We start from the raw sequence: 24,757 nt of genomic DNA, 5'->3' as shown, positions 1-24,757 counted from the left end.
CTATTGGTCAAACCAGTGCGCAGACCCTGGACAGCGAGGACATCATGAAGATCGCAATGTCGTTTATCGGCGCCTGCCTGGCGCTGGCCGCCGGCAATGCCTGCGCGCAGGAACGTCCGCTTCTTCATCCCCTGTTTCAGGACCACGCCGTCCTGCAGCGCGACCGGCCGATGAGGATTCACGGCTGGGCCAAGCCGGGCGCTGGTGTCACGGTCACCCTGGCCGGCAAGAGCCAGACCGCCAAGGCCGGCAAGGACGGCGCGTGGTCGGTAGGTCTTCCGGCCATGCCCGCCGGCGGTCCGTACGATATGTCGGTCAAGGCGACGGACGGCCAAGCGGCGGACCTGCACGATCTGCTGATCGGCGACGTCTTCCTGTGTTCGGGCCAGTCGAACATGCAGTTCACGATCGCTCAGTCACGCAACGCCGCCGACGAGATCAGCAAGGCCGATACCCCGAATATCCGCTACCTGCATATCGACCGGCGCGGATCGCCGCAATTGCGTGACCTGCCGCTGACGCCGGTCAAATGGGTGGCGGCCAGCCGCCAGACCGCAGCCGATTTCTCCGCCGTCTGCTATTTCTTCGGCCGCGAGATCGCAAAGACGCATAATGTCCCCGTCGGCCTGATCCATTCGAGCTGGGGCGGCTCCGTCATCCAGGACTGGCTGCCGGCCGAGGCGCTCAAAAAGGTCGGTGGCTTCGACGATAATCTGAAGCTGCTTGACGCCTATGCCAAGGACCCGAAGACCGCCGAACAGATCGTCCTTGCCGGCACTGTGCCGTGGGCCGAAGCCAATGATCCCGGCACGAAAGATAAATGGTACGAGGCGGGCCTCGATGACGGCGGCTGGGGCGAGGTCTGGCTGCCGCGCGTCTGGGAGGACCAGGGGCGCGATGATCTGAATGAACTCGACGGCGTCGTGTGGTTCCGCAAGTACGTGACGCTGACGGCGGAGCAGGCGGCGGCATCGGCCACGCTCAATCTCGCCACGGTCGATGAGCGCGACACGACCTTCGTCAACGGCGTCAAGGTCGGCGAAACGCTGGGGCCGGCGATAAAGCGCGCCTATGCGATCCCGGCCGGCGTGCTTAAGGCCGGTGACAATGTCATCGCCGTGCGCGCCATCGACGAGAGCGGCGGGGGCGGGTTGCGCTCGACGCCCGAAGAGGTCTTCCTGGCGGTGGGCAACGACAAACTGCCTTTGGCCGGGACATGGAAGTATAAGGTGGCGGTCGATTTTCGCACTGGCGCGGCCCATCCGCCTTTCGTGCCGTGGGTGCCGACACGCGGCAATACCAACCTTTATAACGCCATGATCGCTCCCGTGGAGACCTATGGTTATACGGGTGTCCTGTGGTTCCAGGGCGAGCAGAATACCGGTCAGTCGCAGCTTTATGCCAAACTTCTGCCTGAAATGATCCGAGGCTGGCGCCAGCGTACCGGCCAGCCCCTGCCGTTCCTGATCGCCCAACTGACCGGCTATGGCGCCATGACGGCCGAGCCGGGGCAATCGGGCTTCGCAGAAATCCGCGAGGTCCAGCGCCTGACGGCCAAGGCCCTGCCGCGGACCGGCCTGGCCGTGACCATTGATCTCGGCAATCCGCGCGACATCCATTCGCCGGAAAAACAGGAGGTGGCGCACCGTCTGGCCTTGGAGGCCAATCGCGTGATTTACGGGAAGGAAGGTCCTGCGTCGCCCTTCCCCGCATCGGCCGTCCGCGAGAGCAATACGATCCGCATCCGCTTCGATCATGTCGGCAGGGGGCTGATCAGCTATTCGGGCACGGCGGTGCTCGGTTTTGAGGCGTGCGGCCAGACCTGCGCCTTTGTGCCCGCGAAGATCGATGGCGACACCGTCGTCCTCGATGCGCCCAAGGACGCCACGCGCGTCCGCTATGCCTGGGCGGGAACGCCCATCGTCAATCTCTATAATCGTGACGGGTTGCCGGCGAGCCCGTTCGAACTTCCCGTAAAATAAGAGGAACGCCATGAACAAACGCGACTTTCTGAAAAGCGCCGCCGCCATCACCGCCGTCGCCGCCATGCCCGTTATCGCCGCCGAACCTTCTAAGCCCTTGCCGAAAGACTGGATAGACAAGGACACCGGCCACCGCATCATCCGCATCTCGGAAGAGGACGATTCGAAGTCACTCTATTTCCACGACAGCGCCTTCACCGCCGACGGCAAATGGATGGTCTATGATTCGCCCTCGGGCATCATGAAGGTTGACCTCGCCACCTGGAAAAGCACGGTCCTGGTGCCGGGCAAGGCGTGGCGGACCCTGATGGTGTCGCGTACAAAGCCGATCCTCTATGCCCGCCGCTTTGTCAGGGGCGCGGACGGCAAGCCCGGGGGCGCGGAACTGGCCTCTGTCGACATGAGCACCGGCAAGGTCACGGGCATCGCCAAGGACATCAAGGGCGGCATTACCACGGTCAACTCGGACGACACGCTGCTGGCCGGGACCTGGGCCGAGCGCAATTACGAGCTTCAGCCGGGGCCCAAGGTCGCCGGCACGGACGGCGGTTATAACGCCGTGGGGCCGGACGGCAAGCCGCTGACCTTCGCCGCCGCCAAGGAGGTCCGCATGGCCGACCGCCTGGCGCAGAACATCCCGATGGAGATATTCACGATCGACATCAAGACCGGCGAACGCAAGGTGGTGACGGCCTCGACCGACTGGCTGAACCACGTCCAGTTCTCGCCGGCCGATCCACACCAACTGATGTACTGCCACGAAGGCCCCTGGCACAGCGTCGATCGCGTCTGGACGATCCGCACCGACGGCTCGCAGAAACAGAACGTCCACAAGCGGACGATGAATATGGAAATCGCCGGCCATGAGTTCTTCAGCTTCGACGGCCAGCAGGTGATCTATGATCTCCAGACCCCGCGGGGAGAGGACTTCTGGCTGGCGACCTATGACCTGAAGACCCACAAGCGTATCTGGTACCATATGGAGCGCGACGAATGGTCGGTGCATTTCCAGATCAGCCGCGACGGCAAGCTCTATGCCGGTGATGGCGGCGACGAGGAGATGGTCGCCAAGGCGAAGAACGGCAAATGGATCTACCTCTTCCGTCCGGAAATCATCGAGGACCTGGGCGTGTCGGCACCCAATGCCGCCGATCTGGTACGGCCTGGCGTACTGCGGTCTGAAAAGCTGGTCAACATGAAGACCCACGACTATCGGACCGAACCCAACCTGCAGTTCACGCCGGACGGCAAGTGGCTGATCTTCCGGTCCAATATGCACGGGCCGATTCACACCTATGCCGTAGCTGTCAATAAGGCGGCGTGATTGTTATTAATCAATTTCAATCATAGTCATTTTTGACACAATTCATGAAATTGGCCGTTGTTTGTCCAACAATTGGACGCGCAGCGGCCTTTCGCTTCAAAGGCATTAATCTTTTAAGGTTTAATAAAAAAAATAAATAAATTCAATTGTTTATTGCTTTGTCTCAGTATTTGGAAAAGTTCTCAGTGTGATGGGCGTGTCGGATAGCGGAACCGGAAATTTGGCGGAGTCGTGTCATTTGTGTGATTTTTTTACTACGTACACGCCGCGAAATAATCAAAACACGCTGTGTGCATGCGCGAAAGGTCACGGTTTTGATTGACTTGTCATTATCAATCACGCAAGCATAATCACTAAAGTCCACCGGGTGTCTTAGACTCCTGTCCGTGATCCGTTCTTACACGACCGGCGCGGGCCAGGAGGCTCAGGACGGCGGGCAAACCAGAAATAAGGCCTTAAGGCTGCTTCAGGAGGAGTATCAAAGTGATCAGGGGTTCCAATAAAAATTTGTTCGCTAAGTATCTGCAGGGCACGACGGCCCTGGTGGCGCTTAGCCTGGTTGCGTTCCCGGCCGCATCATTCGCTCAGGACGCCGCGCCGGCAGATCCGGCCGCCAGCAATGACGACGCCGTCGTCATCGTTGGTACGCGTGCATCCCAGCGTTCGTCGATCGACCGTAAGAAGCGCGCCAAGACGGCGACCGATTCGATCGTCGCCGAAGACGTCGGCAAGTTCCCGGACGCCAACATCGGTGAAGCCATTTCGCGTATCGCCGGCGTAGCGTTGAACCGCGGTGACTTCAACGAAGGCACGGACGTCACCGTTCGCGGCAACTCTTCCGATGTCACCAACGTCGAAATCGACGGCCTGGGCGTCCTGGAAAACTCGACCACGGGCGGCCTGTGGGCCGGCGGCAGCGGCCGCAGCAAGGATTTCCGCGAATTCCCGGCCGACATGATCAAGAGCGTCGACGTCGTCAAGGGCTCGACCGCGGCCATGACCGAAGGCGGTCTGGGCGGCTCGATCGTTATCAAGACGCGGACCGGTCTCGACTTCAAGAAGCCCTATGTCTCCTTGAGCCTGCGCAATACCATGAGCTCGATCAACGAGCGTCAGACACCGAGCATCAACTTCGTCGGCGCCCGCAAGTTCATGAATGACCGCCTGGGCATCCTGGTCAACTATTCGCAGTCGCGCGTCATCAACGACAACCACGCGACGGAAAACGCCACCAGCCGTAACGCCGGGCAATTCCGTCTGATCGATTTCGACAATTCGCCGAACAAGACCTTCTCCTTCGATCAGGACCTGGTTCGTCACGCGACCGCCAACAACGTCATCGCCGACAGCACCGCTTTCACGGCAGGCCCCTTCGCGGGTCAAGCCAAGACGGCCTCGACGATCGTTGGAGCCTCCGAAGCCGCTCAAACCAAGGCGGACTGCTACGCCTGGTTCCAGCCGATTGACGGCAACAACAACGCTTCGGCGCGCCGTACGCAGGAACTGCAGACCTGCCTGAACCAGTGGAACGATTATACGCCGTCGCTGACGCGCTATATCATCCGTCGCGATGACGAACAGCGTCAGGCGCTTGATCTGCGCGCCGACTATCGCGTGTCGGACAATCTGACGGTTTTCGGCAAGTTTGCCTATAGCCGCCGTAACGTCGCCAACCATCAGCTGACCTACGATCTCGGCACGGTCAACATCAATCCGACCACGGTGACGACGCCGTCCTATAACGGCCGTACCTTCTCGGATACCACCACCTTCCCGCGTCAGCGTTCGGCCGTGGCCGGTTCCGGCTACTACCTCTATGACGGCGTTAGCCAGGGCACGGTGTTGTCGAATGCCACCAACACGGTGGAAGGCAACCGCTACGTGCGCGGTATTGTCGCCAACATCGTTCCGGGCAGCGTGGTTGTCGACAGTGCCCACCACCTGACGAGCTTCGATATCACTGACGGCCGGGCCTCGATCAACCAGATCCAGAACACCAACGACTGGAAGACGAAGACGCTGTCGTTCGGCGGCAACTATCATGGCGACAAGCTGAACATCGACTTTATCGCCGGCCGTTCGGAAACCGAATACAGCCGTTACGACCGCCGCATGGGCCTGGGCTATACCTACGGCGCAGCGACCTTCAATATCGATCCGACTTCGGGTCTTTGGACCATTACGCCGAAGTCCGACGTCGATCTGTATAACGCCTCCAATTATGTCATCATGGCCGCCCAGACAACCGGCCAAACAGCCGTTCCGGCAGGCGGCACCGTTGCCAATGGCACATCCAATGGTCTGAACCCAAATGCGGTGCCGGCCTATACCGCGGCACAACGGCCGTGGGTCAGCCCCAGCATCGAAATGCAGTATTCGCCGAAACTGCAAAATTCTAACGAAACGACTATTCGCCTCGACGCCGACTACGATGTCGAAGATCGTCTGCCCTTCTTCACCAAGGTCTATGCTGGCTTCAACGCCCGCGAATTCGAACAAAGAAGCTGGGGCGGCGGTTCGCTGACCGTGTCTCCGGCAGTCAACCGGAATCCGACAACTGGCGCGGCGATCCCCTATGGTCAACCGGGTTATGTCAATCCGGTGGTCGTGCCGGACTCGACCTTCCGCGGTCAGATTCGCGCTTGTGACAACACGCGTTATGGAGCGGCAGGCACGGCGGCTCCGGCCGGCGCGCAGTCCTGCGATTATGGCTTTGTCCCCTTCAACGACCTCGCCAATAGACAGGAAGGCGTCTACACCGTTACCCAGGCCGATCTGACCAACATGATTGGTCAGGTTTTGGGCGACCCCTGGGATACCTTCTATAACTCCTATCCGGACCGCGGAAACCTGCTGGAAGGCTGGCCGACGATCGACGTCGAAAAGTTCTACAGCCTGGTGTCCGAGTCCTCCAAGGACGCGAAATATTCGGCCGGCGGCGACCCGTTGGGCAAGTATAATTTTGACTGTCTAAAGGTATGTACCGGCAGCGACGGCAAAGAATACAACATGCCGTTCTCCTATGCGAAGGAACGCACCATCGCCGCCTACTACATGGTTGACTTCGAAGTAAACCTGCCGTGGACGATGCGCTTCGACGGTAACGGCGGTTATCGTTACGTTCGGACCGATGTCGAAGGTAACGGTTTCATGACCTTTACCGCGATCAAGAAGACATCGGCTTTCAACGCGGCGGATCCAAACGCTGTGGCGGGTATCGCCTCGGCCAGCATCACCAAGCAGGTCACGATGCAGTCCACGACCGAAGACTGGACTCCAAGCCTCAACCTCAACCTCTGGGGCTTCAACGACCAGGTCGTCGCCCGCTACAACTGGGGTGAAGTCGTTGCGCGTCCGCCGCTCAATCGTCTGCTGCCGTCGGGCACCTGTACCTATGACCAGCGTGACGTAGACAATGGCACGACCAATGACTGTGGCACCGTCGGTAACCCGGGCCTTCTGCCGCTGGAGTCTCTGAACCAGAACTACAGCGTCGAATACTACCCGAACCGCGATACCATGTTCTCGCTGGCCTACTTCAAGAACAAGATCATCCGTGGCGGTCCGATCAGCCGGAACTTCACCGGCAAGGTCCTTGAAGGCACCGGTGCCGTCGACCCGATCACGGGCGCGTCGCTGGAGGATATCGAATTCGTCTATCCGACCTGGGTGAACAGCGCGGGCCTGACGCGCAAGGGGATCGAAGCCTCGACCAAGATGGCCTTCACCTTCCTGCCCTGGAAGTTCAAGTATCTCGGCTTCGACGGCAACTACGCCAAGATCGAATCGTCTCTGACGGCCGACGGCTGGTACGATCTGCTGACGGGCGCTCCGCTGCCGCCGCAGAACGAACCATCCTACTACTATAATGCTTCGTTGTGGTACGACGACGGCACGACGACGGCCCGTCTGGCCATACAAGGCCGCGACCGCGTCTTCAACGACATCTCGGCCGCTAACGCCAACACCGTCAACAACTACCCGAACCCTGCGGAAGGCCGTATCACGGTCTTGCCGTACAACCCGGGTTCGCCGATGTTCACGGAGAAGACCACCTATATCGACTTCAAGATCACACACAATGTGACCAAGGAGCTCGAACTGTTCTTCGAAATGCGTAACGCCAACAACGAGCTGGTCCTGCAGACCCAAGGCGAGTTCGCACAGTTCGCCGACGGTACGCCGAGCGTCCTGAACAACAGCTGGCCGGGCTACCGCGTCACTTACGGCATCACCTTCCGCCGCTAACCGCAGCGAGGGTAATTTCTTAAAGCCGCCGTCCGGTCACCCGGATGGCGGTTTTTTGTTGGTATGGAATGATCGAAAGTGGCCAAGTCTGATTAAAGTTGAAAAGTTTTCGCGCCGGGTTCAGACTGTTTCCGCGTTCAAAACCTAACAGGGTTCAGGGAGGCGAAACGCCATGACGACCACTATCAAAGCAACGCGCCGGGGTATTCTGGCGGCGGGTTCGGCGCTTGGCGCACTATCCGTGACGGCGGCTGCTAATGCCGCGAAACCTGTCGCAGCGCCTGTGACCGAGACGGTCTGGCTGGATGGCGAAGCTCCAGCCCATATCGACGGAGCGACCTTCGGCGTGCCGTGGCCCCAGGGCGCGATCAAGGCCAATGCCAGCTTCGCGCTGGGTGATCTGGCCGTGCAATCGTGGCCCCTGGCGACCTGGCCGGACGGTTCGCTCAAGTGGTCAGGGCACGCCGTGGCCGCAACTGAAACACCTGCGGAATCCTATCCTTTGACGGCCGGAAAGCCGGCCGCGTCGAAGACACCGTTGACGGTGAGCGAGACCGGTGCTGCGTTCACTATCACCTCGCGCGACATTGTCTGGACAGTCCCAAAAACAGGCAAGGCTTTGATCTCCGGCGCCACGCGCGCCGGAAAGCCGGTCATGGGCGCGGTGACGCTTGGCGCGCTGGCCCAGGACGCGGCCTCGCTGGAAGACAAGCCGAGCCTCACCCAGACCGCCTACGATGGCGTCACCCAAACGGCGGTGCTGGAACAAAAAGGTCCGGTGCGCACGGTCATCAAGCTCGATGGCGTCCATTCCGGCATGTCTGCTTCCGGGCGCAGGGACTGGCTGCCGTTCAGCGTCCGCCTCTACTTCTATGCCGGTGCGGCATCGGTGCGTATCGTCCACAGCTTCATCTTTGACGGCGATCCGCAGAAGGACTTCATCCGCGGCCTGTCGGTGCGCGCTGGAGTGCCGATGCGCGACGAAATGTACAACCGCCACGTCCGCTTCTCCGGTCAGAACGACGGCATCTGGGGCGAAGCGGTGCGCTCGCTGACCGGCCTGCGCCGCGACGCCGGCAAGACCGCCAGGGACGCTCAGATCGCCGGCCGTTTCGTCAATGCCGCCGACATCAGCCCCCAGGTCACCAAGGGGCTGAAATGGATTCCAGCATGGAGCGACTTCACGCTGTCGCAGGCGACCGCCGACGGTTATGCGATCCGCAAGCGCACCCTGGAAGGCCACGCCTGGGTCCCGGCCGCCGGCGACAACCGCGCCACGGGGCTTGCCTATGTCGGCGGGACAGGGGGCGGCGTCGCCCTTGGCATGAAGGATTTCTGGCAGCGCTGCCCGTCGCGCCTCGACATCCGTGGCGCCGCCTCCGACGAAGCTTCAGTCACCGCCTGGATGTGGTCGCCCGATGCGCCGGCCATGGACATTCGCCCCTTCCGCCCTGTCTGGGGCATGGAGTCTTACGCCGCCCAGAACGAAGGCCTCGACATCACCTACGAGGACTATGAACCCGGCTGGGACCAGTCCTACGGCATCGCCCGCACGACCGAGTTCACGCTGTGGGCGCTCGACGCCACGCCGTCTCGCGACCGTTTCGCCGCCATGGCGCGCAATGTGTCGCAAAGCCCGTTCATGACCGTGTCGCCCGAGCGCCTGCACCAGGCCGGCGTCTTCGGCGAATGGAGCCTGCCGGACAGCTCGACGCCGGTGAAGGCCGCGATTGAGAAAAAGCTGACCCACCTGCTCGACTATTACATCGCCCAGATCGACCTGCACCGCTGGTACGGCTTCTGGGACTATGGCGACGTCATGCATACGTATGACAATGACCGCCATGTCTGGCGCTATGATATCGGCGGCTTTGCCTGGGACAATTCCGAACTGTCGACCGACATGATGTTCTGGATGGCCTACCTGCGCTCAGGCCGCGCCGACGTCTTCCGCCTGGCCGAAGCCATGACGCGCCACACCGGCGAGGTCGACGTCTACCATATCGGCCCTTACCGCGGTTACGGCACGCGCCATGGCGTCCAGCACTTCAGCGATTCGTCCAAGCAGGCGCGCGTCAGTCAGGCTGCCTTCCGCCGCTATTACTACTATCTGGCCGCCGATGAGCGCTGCGGCGACCTGATGCGTGTCCTGGCCTATTCCGACGACGCCCTGACCCGCGTCGATGTGGCGCGCAAGACCGGCCGCGTGGCGCCGCAGGACCCGGAAAAGATGAAGGTGACGCCGCATTGCAGCTTCGGGACGGACTGGGGCTCGTTCACCGCTGCCTGGCTGACCGAGTGGGAGCGGACCGGCGACACCAGGTGGCGGGATCGCATCGCCAACGGCATGCGCTCGATCGCGACATTCAAGAACGGCTGGTGGACCGGCGGCGCGCCTTTCGACGTCAAGACCGGCACCTTCATCGATCCGGGCGACAAGATCAGCGTTTCGCATTTGAATGGTGTCTTCGGCGTATTTGAAATCCACATGGAACTGCTGAAGCTGATCGACATCCCGGCCTATAAGGCGGCCTGGATCGACTATTGCAAATATTACAATGCCCCCGACGCCGAACTGATCGCGCGGTTCGGCCGCGTGCCCAACGGCCGTAGCCTGCGTGACGCGCATTCGCGCTTCACGGCCTACGCGGCGCGTGAATTGAAGGACCCGAAGCTGGCCGCGCGCGCCTGGGAGGAATTCCTCGATGGGTGGCGCGGGCGGGCCAGCACCGAGTTCACCACGCAGACGGTCAAGGGACCGAACGTCCTGCATGAAACCGTTGAAGACATGGGTGTTTCGACCAATGCCACGGCGCAGTGGGGATTGGCGGCCATCGAAAACCTGGCCATTAATGGCGAAATTGTGGAGACAGCCGGAGCTAAATATCTTAAGACGTAAATGTCCGACAATTATAATATGGGAGTTTACATGCTTAAGACGCTGACCGCCGCCGCGGTCTCGGCCCTGCTGTTTGCCGCATCCGCCGCATCCGCAGCCACCCTGACCGCCGAAGCCACGCTTAAGGCCGACCAGCCCGGCCCCAAGATCGACAAGTACGTCTATGGCCAGTTTTCTGAACATCTCGGCGCCGGCATCTATGAAGGCGTCTGGGTTGGCGAAAATTCCAAGATCCCGAATGTCCGTGGCATCCGCACCGACGTCGTCAACGCCCTGAAAGAGATCAAGGTTCCGCTGATTCGCTGGCCGGGCGGCTGTTTCGCCGACGAATATCACTGGCGTGACGGCATCGGCCCGCGCGACCAGCGTCCGTCGCGCAAGAACAACTGGTGGGGTGGCTCGCCCGAAAGCAACCACTTCGGCACGCACGAATTTTTTGACTTCGCCGAACAGGTCGGTGCTGACGCCTATGTCTCGATCAATGTCGGTTCGGGCGATCCCACCGAGATGCGTGAGTGGATCGAGTATATGACCTCGCCGGGCGAGGACACCCTGGCCCAGGAGCGCCGCAAGAACGGCCGCGACAAACCTTTCAAGGTGCCGGTGATCGGTATCGGCAACGAGACCTGGGGCTGCGGCGGCGGCATGACGCCGGAATATTATTCCAACGAATACCGCCGCTTCAATGAATTCTTCCACAAAGGCACGGATAATCCGGCGCTGCGTATCGCCGTCGGCCCCAGTGGCGGCGACGAAAACTGGACCGAAGTGGTGATGAAGCAGATCGGCAACCGCCGCATGGAGGGCCTGTCGCTGCACTACTATACCCTGCCGACGGGCAATTGGGACAAGAAGGGCGCGTCGATCAACTTCGACAAGCAGGCCTGGGCCGACACCTTTGCCCAGACCCTGAAGATGGAAGATTTCATCGTCAAGCACAGCGCCATCATGGACAAGCACGACCCTGAGAAAAAGGTCGCGCTGTATGTCGACGAGTGGGGTACCTGGTACGACGTCGAACCGGGCACCAATCCGGGCCACCTCTATCAGCTGAATACCCTGCGCGATGGCGTCCTGGCCGCGGTCAACTTCAACTTCTTCCACAAGCACGCCGACCGCGTGAAGATGACGGCGGTTGCCCAGACGATCAACGTCCTGCAGGCCATGATCCTGACCAAGGACGACAAGATCCTGCTGACTCCGACCTACTATGCGTTCAAGATGTACGTGCCCTTCCAGGACTCGACGTCTCTGCCGCTGGATCTGAAGGCTCCGACCTTTACCTTCGGTGACAAGACCCTGCCGGCCATCAACGCTTCGGCGGCCAAGGGTAAGGACGGCAAGACCTATATCGGCCTGGCCAACATGAACCCGGACGATGAGGTCAAGCTGACGGTCGATCTCGGCACGCTGAAAGCCACCAAGGTTTCGGGCGAGGTTCTGACCGCACCGAAGATGGACGCACGCAACGAAATGGGCCAAGCCGCCACTGTCGTGCCGGTCAGCTACAAGGGCGGCAAGATCACCGGCAACAAGCTGACCCTCAGCCTGCCGGCCAAGTCGGTCGTCGTGGTCAAGTTGGACTAACCCCATGAGAGTCTGGGCGAGCCTCGCTGTAACCTTCGCCATCGTCTCAGTCGTGCCTGCGGGTGCGGCTGAGGCGATCGACGCCAAAATCGTCGTGCATGCCGACAAACTGGGCGCGAAGATCGACCGCAATATCTACGGTCACTTCGTCGAACACCTCGGGCGCGGCGTCTACGAAGGCATCTGGGTCGGTGAGGACTCGCCCATTCCCAACACGCGCGGCATCCGCAAGGATGTCGTCGCGGCGTTGAAGCAACTGAACCCGCCAGTCGTGCGCTGGCCGGGCGGCTGTTTCGCCGACAGCTACCACTGGCGCGATGGCGTAGGGCCGCGCGACAAACGCCCCGCCTCGATCAATGGCTCATGGGGCAATGTGCCGGAAAGCAATGCTTTCGGCACGCACGAATTCATGGACTTCGCCGAACAGGTCGGCGCCAAGCCTTTCGTTTCTATCAATGTCGGCTCCGGAACAGTCCAGGAAGCCGATAGCTGGATGCAGTACATGACTGCGCCGGCGGACTCGCCGCCGGGCAAGGAGCGCGCGAAGAACGGCCGCACCGAGCCGTGGAATGTGCCCTATATCGGCGTCGGTAACGAGACCTGGGGCTGCGGCGGCAATATGTTCGCCGACACCTATGCTGATGAGTTCAGAAAGTACGCCGCCTTCGTGCGTACCTGGTCAGGGCCGCGTGGCCAATTGATCGCGGTTGGCGCCGATACCGACGAATATGCCTGGACCGAGACCATGATGAAGCGCGCCATGTTGTGGCGGCCAGATCCGTCGCCCATGGCGTATAATGTCGACCGGCCCCTGATGCCCATGTTGTCGCTGCACTTCTACACCTTCGCCGGCACCTGGCAGAAGAAGGGCGCATCCACCGGCTTCGGCGAGGACGGCTGGAAGGCCGGCTTGAAGCGCGCCTATGTTATGGACGAGCTGATCCGCAAGCACGGCGCCATCATGGACAAGTACGACCCCGAAAAGAAGGTCGGCCTGGCGGTCGATGAGTGGGGCACGTGGTGGGACGGCACCAAGGGCGCCTCGACCCTTTATCAGGAAAACACCCTGCGTGACGCCATCATCGCTGGCATGACGCTCAACATCTTCCATGACCACGCCGACCGCGTGCGCATGGCCAATATCGCTCAGACCATCAATGTCCTGCAGGCCATGGTATTGACCAAGGGCGAAAAGATGATCGTAACCCCGACCTGGCATGTCTTTGAGATGTATAAGGTTCACCAGGATGCGACGCGGTTGCCGGTCGACGTCACGGCGCCGGCTTACGGCGACTTGCCGTCCTTGAGTGTTTCGGCATCACGTGATGCAGCCGGCCTAGTCCACGTCTCGATCGTCAACCTCGATCCAGAAAAGGCCGCGCGTATCGACCTGAGCGGCGTGGGCAAGGTTACCGACAGCCGTATGCTGACGGCTGATGCCATGGACGCCCATCCGGCGTTCGATCAGGCCGATCCATTCGTGCCGGTGGCGCTCAAAAACATCAAGGCCAAAGGAAAAGCGGTATGGCTGGAAGTCCCGTCGAAGTCGGTCACCGTCCTGACGGTGCAGTGACAGCCGAACCAACACGCGTGATTGCCCTGTCCGAGGGCGTCGATAATGTGCTGGGTAGCCAGTGGCCGGATCGCGTCTTCACCGCTGTCAACCGCGCTGAGTTGCACGCTTTCGAAGTGCCGAACGCCAAGGGCTCGGCTATTGTCTGCGGGGGCGGAGGCTACCTGCAACTTGTCTATGACCGCGAAGGTACTGACGTCGCGCAATGGCTGAACGGGTTGGGCTATAATGCCTATGTGCTCGTTCATCGACTGCCGGGTTCTAATAATGGCCTGGGTGACGTACACCCGAAAGACATCGCCCTGACTGATGCCATGGCGGGTCTGGGTCACATCCCGCGCGACCTGCCCCTGTTCGTGGTCGGTCTGTCGTCTGGCGGACACCTGGCCGGGACGATTGCCTGTCAGCCGGACGTTGATGCGAAGGGCGTGATCATCGCCTATGCGCCGATCAACGCCAATCACTCAAAGTACAAGGCGCCAGCCGGAAAGCCCGACTATCCGCCGGCGGAAAAGCAGGCCTTCTACGACGATTGGGCGATCGGCATCACGACCGAACCGCACGGCATCCCGCAATGTCCGGTCTTCCTGGCCTATGCGCTGCATGATCAGGCGGTGCCGGTCGAACACGCGCTCAACCTGATCAAGACCGTCCGCGACGCCGGCGGAAAGGTCGACGCCCATATCTTCGCCGACGCACCGCACGGCTTTGCCCTGCGCGACCGGGAAGGGACGCATGCGGCGTGGGCAGGTCTGGCGGCGGACTGGCTGAAGCAGAACTAATCGACATCGAAGCTGAAGGTTGTCTGCGAACTGAACGTCTCACCCGGCCGGAGCACCGTTGATGGAAAGTCCGGGCGGTTGGGTGCATCGGGATGGTGTTGGGTCTCTAACGCCACGCCGGCACCCTTGACCAGCGGACGGCCTTCGGAATCCTTCAGCGAGCCATCGAAGCTGTTGGCGGTGAAGACGACGACGGCGGGTTCCGTCGTGGTGACGGTCAGGGTCCGGCCCGAGGCCGGGTCGCTCAGGCGGGCAGCGGGTTGGCCGTTCAGGATAAAGCTGTGATCCAGACCCTTGGCCATCTTGATCGAGGCCTCCTTGGCATGGACGACATCGCCGATCCGCGCGCCGGGGCGCAGGTAGAGCGCGCCGTTGACCGGCAGGATGTCGCCGGTCGGCACACGCTTGTCATCGGTCGGCAGCCAGTGATCCGCGGCAATCTGCAGGCGGTGGTCAAAGACATCCGGCTTTTCGGACAGGTTGAAATAGACGTGGTGGGTCAGGTTGAGGACGGTCGGCTTGTCCGTCGTGGCGCTGTATTTCAGCGTCAGGGCCGACTTTTTGACCGTATAGAGGACGCGAACCTTGACCGTGCCGGGAAAGCCGTTGTCGCCGTCGGGGCTTTCCAGCGACAGTTCAACGCCGCACCCCTGGCGCTTAACGTTCCAGATGCGGCTGCCGAAACTCTTCGGGCCGCCATGGCTGACGACGCCGTCGGGCCGGCCTTTCAGCTCGTAACGCTGGCCGTCGAGCGTAAAGCCGCCACCGGAAATCCGCCCGGCATAGCGGCCGACCAGGCTCGAGAAATTGTCGCGTTTTTCGTAGGTCGCCAGGCTGTCGAGATTGCGCACGACATTGATCCGCTTGCCGTCGCGATCGGGCGCCTCGATGCGATATAGGATGCCGCCGAGACTCAGTACGGTCACGGTCAACCCCTTGTCGCGGATGGTCCAGGCATCGACCGCCTGGCCCGACGACAGCGTGCCGTAACTTGCCTTTTCGACACTGCATCCGGCATGGGCGAGGGACGGCGCCACCAGCGCCAGGAATGGAATCAAAAGCAGCTTCATCGGCGTCTCCTGTTTTGGTAGCAGTCTAGAGCATGATGCGTTTAAGTTGAACCGCCATCATGCTCTAGGTTTTTGTTTTATAGCGATATTTAGCCAAAAACCGCTGCACACTTTTTGGCATATCGCTCTAACGAAACACAGGCGCAAAAAAAGAGGCCGTTTCGCGTCAAGCGAAACGGCCCAAACTATATCTGCCCTCAGGGAGGTGGGGGGAGATAGGCGACACAATTAGGGAATGTCGAAGGCTTATTTTGTCAGACTAATTAAATCAGGTCAAGCAAAATGATCGATTATGATCTATTTGTCATAATCGATCATAAGTCCTTTCTGGTCGAAAGTGAGATCAGAACCAGCCGCGACGCTTAGGCTTGGGCTTGAGCAGAAGATAAAGCCCTATGCCCGCCACCGCTGCGACGCCGATGCGCGAGGCAAAGCGCACCGGATTGTGCTTAAGCTCGGCCTTCAGTCCCATCTCTTCGAACAGATTGGGCACATGGCCGCGGCTGAGGTCTTCGCCGATCGCCTCGATCATCTGGACGCGGTCGGCGGCGACCAGCATGACCCAGTGCGGCATCTGCGATTCTGAGAATTTGAACGCCAGGCGGCGCATGTGTCCGCTCAGGCCCTTGGGCGGCACTGTGGTGCCGAAGACCGCCGTCAGGTTCGGCCGCTCGTTCGAATGCAGGACTTCGACCGTGGCGTCCTGTTGCGTCGGCCTCTGCCAGCTTTGTCCCTTGTGTTCGTCGCCGCTTTCCTGGCGCATGGGGAAGGCCGGCCAGTCCTTGGCGTTCATTTCGGTTTCGTGTTCGATGGAGTCGAGTTTCGCGTCCATGGTTTAAATCCCAGCGTTCGCCGGCACCAGGACCGGCTTGATACAGTTGTCGAGCTTGTCGGCGAAGATGCGGTAGGCGTCGGATATCTCCTCCAGCGGGAAGCGGTGGGTAATCATCTCGCTGGGCTTGAGCCGGCCGGCCATGACGTGTTCGACCAGGACGGGGAGGTGGCGTTTGACGGCCGCCTGGTTGGCGCGGATGGTCAGGCCCTTATTGAGGACATTGCCGATGGGGACCAAGGTGTCGATCGGGCCATAGACGCCGACGATCGACACGACACCCCCCTTGCGCACGCCGTTGATCGCCCAATGCAGGCCCGTGGCGGCCCCGCCGGTGAGCTTGAAGACCCGGCTGAGCGCCGACTGCATGGTGTTGCCCGAGGCCTCTGCGCCGACCGCGTCGATGCAGACGTCTGGCCCCAGCCAGTCCGTGGCCTTCTTCAGGAACAGGACCGGATCGCCTTCCTTGAAATTATAGGTCTCGGCGCCCGAGAACTTCGCGGCGAATTCGAGCCGGTAATCGAGATGGTCGATGATGATGACGCGGCTGGCGCCGAACAGGAAGGCGCACTTGGCGGCCATGATGCCGACGGGACCGGCGCCGAAGACCGCGACCGTATCGCCGGGCTTGATGGCACCCATCTCGGCCGCCTGGTAGCCGGTAGGCACCACGTCGGTCAGCAGAACGGCGTCCTCGACATCCATCTCGCGGGGAATGACATAGGGGCCGACATCAGCATAGGGCACGCGGACATATTCGGCCTGGCCGCCATCATAGCCGCCGGCGGTATGCGAATAGCCGAAGGCGCCGCCGATCGCCGTAGCTTCGGGCGAGGCCTCATGGCAGTTGCCATACAGGCCCTGCTTGCAGAAGAGGCAGCGGCCGCAGGCGATGTTGAACGGGACCAGGACGTGGTCGCCGACCTTCAACGTCTTCACCTCGGGGCCGACTTCCTCGACAATGCCGCAGAATTCGTGGCCGAAGGTCTGGCCGATGCGCGTGTCGGGCACCAGGCCGTGATAGAGGTGCAGGTCCGAGCCGCAGATGCACGAGCGCGTAACGCGGACGATGGCGTCTTCCGGATGCTCGATCTTGGGGACAGGTTTGCATTCGAGGCGTACCCGGTTGGGGCCCCGGTAGGTCATGGCAAGCATGGATCGGTCCTTGGCAAAAATGGGCGTGGCGCTGGTTCGAGCTTTAGCGACGGCGGCCATAAAAATGATATGAGACGGCACCTTGCCTGCCGTTGTGTCTGCGTCAGGACGCGAAGCACGGGTGATTTTCACCTCATGCGCGAAAACGATTTCACGTCTTATGTGGCGGCCAAAGCAACGGCATCGCCAATTTATTTTTGCCGGTTCAAGCTTCCGATCTCATGGCTCAGCCGCGGTGCGGGCCGGACAAGCATGTGAATCAGGAGTAAACCCATGACGATCAAGACCTTTCTGGCGACCGCCGCCGTATCTCTCGTCGCCTTTTCCGCCCAGGCCCAGCTTCTTGGCGGCCAGGCCGGAGGTGGCCTCACCGGTGGTGTGACTAGCCCGGTCGGCCAGGTTACCGGACAGGTCCAGGGCGACACGCAGGTCAATCCGGGCTCGGCGATCACCACGACCGAAGGCGCGGTCCGCGACACCACGGCTCGGTCGCGCGGCGTCATCGAAGCCACCGGGCAGGATGCGCGTGGCCTTGGCGATGCCGCCAAGGATGTCGACGTCGCCGGGGGTGTCAACGGCAATGGCCAGGTTTCGACCGATGGCGTTACCGGGCAGGCGAGCGCCAATGCCGGCGTTACAGGCGTCGACGGTGTGACTTCCGCGACCAGGGACACGGCCAGGAATGCCGGTCAGCGCGCCAAGGATACGGCCAAGGGCGTGGCGTCGACGCCGCTTCCGGACGTGCCGGTCAGCGGTTCGGCTTCGGGTAATGCCTCGGTCAAGACCGACGCGCAGTAAGAACCTGAAAGGCGCCTGCGGGCGCCTTTCGTTTAAGCAGACACCTGTTCCTTCGCCAAGGCGCCCAGTTTTTCCAGGTACTGACGATGAGTCGGCATGGCGGCCGCGAGGTCACCAAGGTGCTGTTTCATCCGTTCAAAGCCCGTGCGCAGTGTGCCCAGGTCCTCGTAGGCCAGCAGAGGATCGTAGCCTTGGGGCTCAACGCCCTGGCCCATCATTACGGCCATCCACGACGTCGGGGTGAACATTTCCTCGGCGGCATTGGCGAAGGTCCCACGCTCGCGGAAGACGGCCAGCTTGTGCGCCAGGGTATCCGGGATGTCCATGGTACGTACATAGTCCCACAGGGCGCCGTCGCGCCGGTTGGCGTGGTAGTGCAGGATGATGAAGTCGCGGATGCGTTCATAATCCAGGTGCTGGCGGCGGTTGTAGGCGTCGCTATTGGCGGGAGCGAATGAGCGATCGGGGAAGTGCTGCAGCAGCTTGTTGATCCCCGACTGGACGAGGTGGATGCTGGTCGATTCCAGCGGCTCGATAAAGCCCGAGGCGAGGCCGAGCGCCACAACATTCTTGTTCCAGAATTTTTTGCGCCGGCCGGTGACGAACTTCAACCGGTTGGAGGAGGCCAGCGCCTCGCCTTCGAGGCTACCGCGCAAAACGGCTTCGGCGTCGTCGTCATCGATGAAGCGACTGGAGTAGACATAGCCGTTGCCGACGCGGTGCTGCAGCGGGATGTGCCACTGCCAGCCGGCGTCACGCGCCATCGAGGTCGTGTAGGGGCGGATAACGGGATCACCATTCTGATCGTGCGTGCCGTGGGCGCACGGCATGGCGACGGCGCGGTCCATGGGCAGCCAGTGCGACCAGTCTTCGTAGCCGCTCGACAGCGCCTGTTCGATCAGCAGGCCGCGAAAGCCCGAACAGTCGATGAAAAGGTCGCCCTCGACATTGCGGCCATCGGCCAGGGTGACGTCGTTGACGAAACCCGTTTCGGTGTGCAGGTTGACCTCGGCGATGCGGCCTTCGATACGCGTGACACCACGCTTTTCCGAATAGGCGCGCAGGTAGCGCGCATAGAGGCCGGCGTCGAAATGATAGGCCGAACCGAAGTTCGCCATGACCTCGCGGACATCATCCGACTGTTTCTCCATGCGCCCGGCCTTTGCCGCCAGGGTACACAGCGAATAGTCCTCGATCGACGATATATCGCCCGCGGCCTTCACGCGCAGCCAGAATTGCAGGAAGTGGCCGAGCTCGGTCTTGAGGCCGTAGACGCCGAAGGGGTGGAAGTAGCGCTGACCCTCGGTGAGCCACCCCTTGAATTCGATACCGAGCTTGTAGGTGCCTTTCGTCTCGCGCATGAATTCGGCCTCATCGAGGCCCAGCATGGCGTTGAACAGCTTGATTGGCGGAATGGTGGCTTCGCCGACGCCGACCGTGCCGATCTCCTCGGATTCGATCAACGTGATCTTCAGGTGCTGCCCAAGATTGCGCGCGAACGCTGCCGCCGCCATCCATCCGGCGGTGCCGCCGCCGACGATGGTGATGTGCCGGATGGGATCGGGATGTGCGACCATGGAGACACCAGATAAAAAGGACCGGCTCTTAGGGATTAGGAGCCGGCCAAGAGTTATGGGAGACGATGGGCGGGTCAAGTGCACTTAACCCGCCCCCGTCAGTTCCGGTAAGGCTTACTTACCGAAGGTGTACCGCACGCCGAGAACGATACGACGTTCGCCGGTGGCGTAGCGGAAGGGCAGGTTCTCGAATTGCAGGTAGCGGCTGGTGGCTTCTTCCGTCAGGTTGATGCCTTCCAGTGTGACCTTCAGGCTCGGCGTGAGCGCATAGCCGATCTGGGCGTCGAGCTGGCCATATGCGCGTTCCCACGTACCCGCCGTAACGGTGCCGCCGGCCGCCGCGCCGGAGGAGAAGGCGAAGTTGCCGTAATAGGCCTTGTCGCGCCAGGCATAGGAAACGCGGGCTTCGAGGCCGTTGTTTTCATAGAAGGCCTGGACGTTATAGGCGTGCTTGGAGACGCCCGGGATCGGCAGGTTGTCTTCGAAATCGTTGAAGTTCGACGATTCGGAGTCGGAGTAGGTGTAGTTCGCCTGGAAGCCGAAGCCGGCATCGAAAACGTACTGACCGGCCACTTCGAAGCCCTTGATTGAGCCGCCTTCGCCGTTCACAGGCGCCGCGAACGGACCTGACGTACAGCCGGCGGCCGACTGGTCGGCAACGCAGACATTGATCGTGTCGGTCTGGATGAAGCTGTCGACGCTCTTATAGAAGTAGGCGCCCGAGACGAAGCCCTTGGAACCGAGGTAGCGCTCATAGGCGACGTCGAACTGCGAAGCCCGGTACGGATCAAGCTCGGGGTTACCGCCCGAACCGTTGGTATACAGGAACTTGTCGAGGTCCGGCCCCGGCGTCGACGACCGGGTGAAGTCGTAGCTGGAGCCCTGGCCGAGTTGGAACAGGTTCTGGCGCGACACGACGCGGGCGGCCGAGGCGCGCAGTTTGTCGGTGTCGTTGACGTCGAACACGGCCGAAGCGGACGGCAGGACATCGGTATATTCACGGACCGTCGTTTCCTGGTCCGGGTTCTTCAGGATGCCGTTCCAGTTGTCCGTCCCCCACCATAGCGGCGTGACCGGGGTGCCCGAAGCATCGACGGTCAGTTCGGTCGAGACGACGCGGACGCCGGCATTGAGGTGGAAGCGGTCGCCGCGTTCACCGACATCGGCCATCAGGTAACCGGTCTTGGTCTTTTCCTCGACGCGGAAAGATTCGAGCGGGTCCCGGTAGAAGGCGAACGGCGTATTGGGGTACAGGCCCTGGATCCAGGCGGCCGCGTCCGTCATGCCCGAGGCCTTGTTCACCAGGGCGTTGATGCCCAGGATGTTCACGCTTTCGAAGCGTTCGGGGTTGGAGGCGGCCGTGTCGTACGGGTTGGTGGCGTCACGGTAGGCCGTGGCGCGCGAATCGCCGAAGCGGCCGCACGGCGAGCCCGCGCCGTCACACCATTTCAGGCCGATCGCGCCGTCCATGAAGTAGCCATAGGGCGTCCAGTTGATGAAGGTCGAACCCGGCGTGTTGGTCGACGAAACAACGGGGTTGCCGCCGGCAAACGTCAGGTACTGGCCTTGCGCCGACGCCGGCAGTTCGCCACGGCCCGACAGGTCGGCCAGGTAGCGGCCGTATTCGGAATCGACTTCGCGGTCGGCATAGCGGGCGCCGAAGCTGATGACGAGGCCTGCGTCGGCACCGAATTCCGGCGTCCACTTGAAGTCGGCCGACAGGGCCGTGTTGTTGATCTCGGTGTTTTCACCGAAGGCCCAGTGCGACTTGGCGAAGACCATGGCTGGCGTCGTGAAGGCCGTGGCGTTCGGACCCGACGGCGTGAAGGTCGGCAGGTCGCCATTGGTGTAGGCGAAGGTGAAGGTCGCCGGCGCAGTGGCGTTCGGCGTGATGCCGGCGCCGCCATTGACGGCGCGGACGCCATATTGCGTATAGCGAACGTCGGCATTGGCCGATGAGCTTTCATACTCGGCCTTGGACATGGCCAGCTTGACGACGCCCGACAGGTTGCCGCCGTTGTCCCACTTGGCCGCCAGCTGGAAGTTGTCGGTCGAGACTTCGCCGTTCTGCACGAAGGTGATCGACTCGGCCGAATTGGCCGTGACCGTGCCCGTTTGCAGGACATTGTCGCTGTCGATGGTGAGGCCCGACGCGGCATAGGTCGCGCCTTCGTTGGCGAAGGGGAACTTCAGCGAGGCTTCGTTGGTCAGGATCGACAGATCGGAGTGGAACCAGTCGGCGGTCAGCGACAGGTTTTCCGAAACGCGGTAGTCGGCGCTCAGCGAGAAGCCGATACGTTCGCGTTCCTGGTTGCGGTTGGTCGCGTAGCGGTATTCGGGCGAATAGACCGTCGTCGTGCCGGTCGAGGTCGGACGCTCGAGCAGCCGCCAGCCGCCACGGTTTTCACCGCCCAGGACGTCCGTGTGGATGTCCGTGCGGTCGTACGAAATCGTCGCCAGGATGCCGAAGTCATCGCTGAACTTCTTGCCGAAGACCAGCGAGCCGACCGGAGTCGCATCGCCGTCGCCACCCTTGTTCAGGCGAAAATCGCCCGAGAACAGGGTGTCGCGGATGGAGCGGGGCGAACGGGTCTTGAGGTTGATGATGCCGCCCAGGCCGCCTTCCAGCAGCGAGGCGTCGGGCGACTTATAGACGTCAACGCCGCCGATCAGTTCCGACGGAATGCCTTCCAGCGAGCTGTCCTGACGGATATTGCCTTCGCCGAGACGGAAGATTTCCATGCCCGAAACGAAGATGTCGTTGTTCAGGACGGTGACGTTCTGGTCCAGGCCCCGGATGCGGACCTTGGTGCCCTGGCCGTTTTCACGGTCGATCTGGACGCCGGGCAGGCGTTGCAGCGATTCGGCGATGTTCTGGTCCGGGAACTTGCCCATGTCCTCGGCGGTGACGGACTCGATGATCAGGTTCGAGTTCTTCTTGGTGTTCAGGCTGTTTTGCAGCGAAGCGCGGAAGCCGCGCACGACGACGACATCGTCTTCGGCAGGGGCTGCTGCTGCTGCGGCCTGGTCCTGCGCATGCACGGCGGTGGCCGCGGTCATGGCAAGAAGCGAGACGGCCGCCATCAGCGCCGCCCGCGGGTGCGTTATTGTTTTCACTGTGGTCTCCCCAACTGGTTGATAGCGCGAACTGTTACGCGTTCGCTGCTGTACTTTTTCGTCTTGTTATGATAGCGCTGTCAATCAGGGTATACCAATGATATCGATGGCATAAAATCAAATTGGATTAATTAAATTTTAGATGCGCATAACCTGTTGAAAATTAATTAAAAATGTTTGGCAGTGCGTGCGCTGTTGTGGCTAATTGGTAACAGATAAATTATGGTATCGCTACCGCAACTGTAACAGTTTTATGCATAAAAGGGATAGCGCTAACACGGACGCGCTACACCAATGCAGGGCAGGGTTTGCTCGTTCTGCTTGTGTGCGGCGAAGACGGCGCCGAGTAACGAAAGCGGCCGTTCTGTCCGCGTCTTGCGAGACATTTTGTCCACTGGACAAAATGAACCCCGTGTGGTCACGGCCGTGGATCGGCCCGGCGGTGCTTTCACATCTTCGCTGAAATTTTTGAATACGACTATTCCAACACCACTGCCGATCGCCAGCATTCTTGACGGGACGCTTGGTAAGGCCACGGCGACCACATCATGGCGGAAATTCTGACGCCGCTACGCCTGACTCATCGCCGCGCATGTGTGAGGTTGACACGATCCTTGTCAGCGGCTTGATGGAACCCCAGGCAGCAAAGGAAGAGTGGCATGAGCGTTTCGGTGGCGATGATCGACGTGTTCGGAGCGCAGGCCTTCTCCGGCAATCCGCTGGCCGTGATCAGCGGGGCAGGGGATATATCGACCGAGGAGATGCTGCGCATTACGCGCTGGTTCAATCTGTCGGAGACGACCTTCCTCCTGCCGCCAACCGATCCGGCGGCGGATTACCGCGTGCGCATTTTCACGCTTGAGCGGGAAATGCCATTCGCGGGGCATCCGACGCTTGGCACGTGTCATGCCTGGCTTGAAGCCGGCGGTGCGCAAAAAAATGGCGGTGAAATTGTCCAGGAATGCGGGGCAGGGCTTGTCCGCATCCGGCGGGAAGCGGGCAGGCTGGCGTTCGCGGCGCCGGCGCTTGTCCGGTCAGGACCGCCATCGACCGAAGATCTGGCCGAGGCGGTGCGGTTTCTGGGTATCGCTGCGGATGGAGTCATCGACGCCGCCTGGGTCGATAATGGGCCGGGGTGGCTGGGCATCCGGCTGGCATCGGCGGAACTGGTATTGGCGCTTAAGCCATCACGCAGCTGGCCCGGCCGGATTGACATCGGGGTGGTGGGGCCACATGCGGCAGGTGGCGACGCGACGTTCGAGGTCCGCGCGTTTTTCAGCGATCACACGGGCGCGATTATCGAAGACCCCGTGACGGGGAGCCTCAATGCGTCGCTGGCGCAGTGGCTGTTTGAGAGCGGTTTGGCTGATGCGGACTATGTGGCGGCTCAAGGGACATGTCTTGGCCGCAAGGGACGGGTGTACGCAAGCCGGGATGGGGAGGGGCAGGTGTGGATTGGTGGGGAGACGCGCACGCACGTCGCGGGGCAGCTCTCGTTATAGGCGCGTGTCTTCTACGGCGGGCGGACAGAGAGGGATTGGCTTTGCTGCGCTCCGCCGAAACCTCTTTTTTGCTTATCGAGGGTTCGAAGCCCTCGGGCCGATATTCATGAAAAAAGGCTCCCGAGGGAGCCTTCAGACTGCTGACAAACCTCTGGCGTAAGTCGGGGGTTTCTGATTCATTGAGGTATGCTCAAAGCGCCGTCAGCCGAACAAACTGCCCTTGAGATGGTTACGCTCGAAGGCTTGGTTCCGAAGGATCATCTGCTTCGCAAGATCGAAGCTGTGATCGACTTTTCATTTATTCATGACCG

General features: G+C 61.3%; 14 protein-coding genes. 9 read left to right on the top strand and 5 right to left on the bottom strand.

What is annotated here, in order from left to right:
* Positions 1-44: 44 nt before the first annotated feature.
* The 7 genes from J2X24_RS16835 (at position 45) to J2X24_RS16805 (ending at position 14,395) form a co-directional block, all read left to right on the top strand.
* Positions 45-1,982 carry a sialate O-acetylesterase gene (locus tag J2X24_RS16835; protein ID WP_209724220.1) on the top strand — a complete coding sequence of 646 codons (1,938 nt, stop codon included), beginning with the start codon at positions 45-47 and terminating at the stop codon, positions 1,980-1,982.
* A gap of 10 nt (positions 1,983-1,992) precedes the next feature.
* Positions 1,993-3,306: an oligogalacturonate lyase family protein gene (locus J2X24_RS16830; protein WP_209724218.1), complete on the top strand. Its 1,314-nt coding sequence runs from the start codon at positions 1,993-1,995 to the stop codon at positions 3,304-3,306.
* A gap of 507 nt (positions 3,307-3,813) precedes the next feature.
* A complete protein-coding gene (locus J2X24_RS16825; RefSeq protein WP_209724216.1) occupies positions 3,814-7,554 on the top strand; it encodes a TonB-dependent receptor in 3,741 nt (1,246 codons plus the stop codon).
* A gap of 172 nt (positions 7,555-7,726) precedes the next feature.
* Positions 7,727-10,453, top strand: coding sequence for an exo-rhamnogalacturonan lyase family protein (locus tag J2X24_RS16820; protein ID WP_209724214.1), 2,727 nt, complete (start codon positions 7,727-7,729; stop codon positions 10,451-10,453).
* Positions 10,454-10,483: 30 nt separating this feature from the next.
* Entirely contained in the window at positions 10,484-12,040 is a 1,557-nt protein-coding gene (locus J2X24_RS16815) for an alpha-N-arabinofuranosidase (RefSeq protein WP_209724212.1), read from the top strand.
* A gap of 4 nt (positions 12,041-12,044) precedes the next feature.
* Complete coding sequence (locus J2X24_RS16810; protein WP_209724210.1) at positions 12,045-13,613, top strand: alpha-N-arabinofuranosidase; 1,569 nt, start codon at positions 12,045-12,047, stop codon at positions 13,611-13,613.
* A complete protein-coding gene (locus J2X24_RS16805) occupies positions 13,565-14,395 on the top strand; it encodes an alpha/beta hydrolase (protein ID WP_209724208.1) in 831 nt (276 codons plus the stop codon). The genes J2X24_RS16810 and J2X24_RS16805 overlap by 49 nt, the downstream gene beginning before the upstream one ends.
* Here J2X24_RS16805 and J2X24_RS16800 read toward each other — a convergent pair.
* The 3 genes from J2X24_RS16800 to J2X24_RS16790 form a co-directional block, all read right to left on the bottom strand.
* Positions 14,392-15,465, bottom strand: coding sequence for an aldose epimerase family protein (locus J2X24_RS16800; protein WP_209724206.1), 1,074 nt, complete (start codon positions 15,463-15,465; stop codon positions 14,392-14,394). The two genes, J2X24_RS16805 and J2X24_RS16800, sit on opposite strands and share 4 nt — an antisense overlap.
* A 343-nt stretch (positions 15,466-15,808) precedes the next feature.
* The gene (locus J2X24_RS16795) at positions 15,809-16,297 is read right to left on the bottom strand and encodes a hypothetical protein (RefSeq protein ID WP_209724204.1); all 489 of its coding nucleotides are present in this window, start codon (positions 16,295-16,297) and stop codon (positions 15,809-15,811) included.
* Positions 16,298-16,300: 3 nt separating this feature from the next.
* Complete coding sequence (locus tag J2X24_RS16790; RefSeq protein WP_209724202.1) at positions 16,301-17,452, bottom strand: zinc-dependent alcohol dehydrogenase; 1,152 nt, start codon at positions 17,450-17,452, stop codon at positions 16,301-16,303.
* A 273-nt stretch (positions 17,453-17,725) separates the two neighbouring features.
* On the opposite strand from J2X24_RS16790, the gene J2X24_RS16785 reads away from it, so the two are divergent.
* Complete coding sequence (locus tag J2X24_RS16785) at positions 17,726-18,250, top strand: hypothetical protein (protein WP_209724200.1); 525 nt, start codon at positions 17,726-17,728, stop codon at positions 18,248-18,250.
* Between the two features lie 32 nt (positions 18,251-18,282).
* Here the strand turns inward: J2X24_RS16785 and J2X24_RS16780 are convergent, their stop codons facing one another.
* Together J2X24_RS16780 and J2X24_RS16775 are read right to left on the bottom strand one after the other, a co-directional pair.
* Complete coding sequence (locus tag J2X24_RS16780; protein ID WP_209724198.1) at positions 18,283-19,827, bottom strand: tryptophan halogenase family protein; 1,545 nt, start codon at positions 19,825-19,827, stop codon at positions 18,283-18,285.
* A 114-nt stretch (positions 19,828-19,941) separates the two neighbouring features.
* Complete coding sequence (locus J2X24_RS16775) at positions 19,942-22,944, bottom strand: TonB-dependent receptor (protein WP_310004464.1); 3,003 nt, start codon at positions 22,942-22,944, stop codon at positions 19,942-19,944.
* A gap of 659 nt (positions 22,945-23,603) precedes the next feature.
* Between J2X24_RS16775 and J2X24_RS16770 the strand changes: the two genes are divergently transcribed.
* Positions 23,604-24,446 carry a PhzF family phenazine biosynthesis protein gene (locus tag J2X24_RS16770; protein WP_209724197.1) on the top strand — a complete coding sequence of 281 codons (843 nt, stop codon included), beginning with the start codon at positions 23,604-23,606 and terminating at the stop codon, positions 24,444-24,446.
* The last annotated feature ends 311 nt before the right edge of the window (positions 24,447-24,757 follow it).

The sequence above is a fragment of the Asticcacaulis solisilvae genome, assembly GCF_017875235.1.
In the GTDB taxonomy this organism is placed as follows: domain Bacteria; phylum Pseudomonadota; class Alphaproteobacteria; order Caulobacterales; family Caulobacteraceae; genus Asticcacaulis; species Asticcacaulis solisilvae_A.
Note: the sequence above shows the minus strand (reverse complement) of the source record. Positions and strands in the feature narration are given on the sequence as shown.

Excerpts from the sequence above, each read along its gene's own strand:
- J2X24_RS16830 (WP_209724218.1), top strand. The coding sequence starts at position 1,993 with ATGAACAAACGCGACTTTCTGAAAAGCGCCGCCGCCATCACCGCCGTC.
- J2X24_RS16790 (WP_209724202.1), bottom strand. The coding sequence starts at position 17,452 with ATGCTTGCCATGACCTACCGGGGCCCCAACCGGGTACGCCTCGAATGC.
- J2X24_RS16800 (WP_209724206.1), bottom strand. The coding sequence starts at position 15,465 with ATGAAGCTGCTTTTGATTCCATTCCTGGCGCTGGTGGCGCCGTCCCTC.
- J2X24_RS16820 (WP_209724214.1), top strand. The coding sequence starts at position 7,727 with ATGACGACCACTATCAAAGCAACGCGCCGGGGTATTCTGGCGGCGGGT.
- J2X24_RS16770 (WP_209724197.1), top strand. The coding sequence starts at position 23,604 with ATGAGCGTTTCGGTGGCGATGATCGACGTGTTCGGAGCGCAGGCCTTC.
- J2X24_RS16810 (WP_209724210.1), top strand. The coding sequence starts at position 12,045 with ATGAGAGTCTGGGCGAGCCTCGCTGTAACCTTCGCCATCGTCTCAGTC.
- J2X24_RS16835 (WP_209724220.1), top strand. The coding sequence starts at position 45 with ATGAAGATCGCAATGTCGTTTATCGGCGCCTGCCTGGCGCTGGCCGCC.
- J2X24_RS16815 (WP_209724212.1), top strand. The coding sequence starts at position 10,484 with ATGCTTAAGACGCTGACCGCCGCCGCGGTCTCGGCCCTGCTGTTTGCC.
- J2X24_RS16795 (WP_209724204.1), bottom strand. The coding sequence starts at position 16,297 with ATGGACGCGAAACTCGACTCCATCGAACACGAAACCGAAATGAACGCC.
- J2X24_RS16805 (WP_209724208.1), top strand. The coding sequence starts at position 13,565 with ATGGCTGGAAGTCCCGTCGAAGTCGGTCACCGTCCTGACGGTGCAGTG.
- J2X24_RS16780 (WP_209724198.1), bottom strand. The coding sequence starts at position 19,827 with ATGGTCGCACATCCCGATCCCATCCGGCACATCACCATCGTCGGCGGC.
- J2X24_RS16785 (WP_209724200.1), top strand. The coding sequence starts at position 17,726 with ATGACGATCAAGACCTTTCTGGCGACCGCCGCCGTATCTCTCGTCGCC.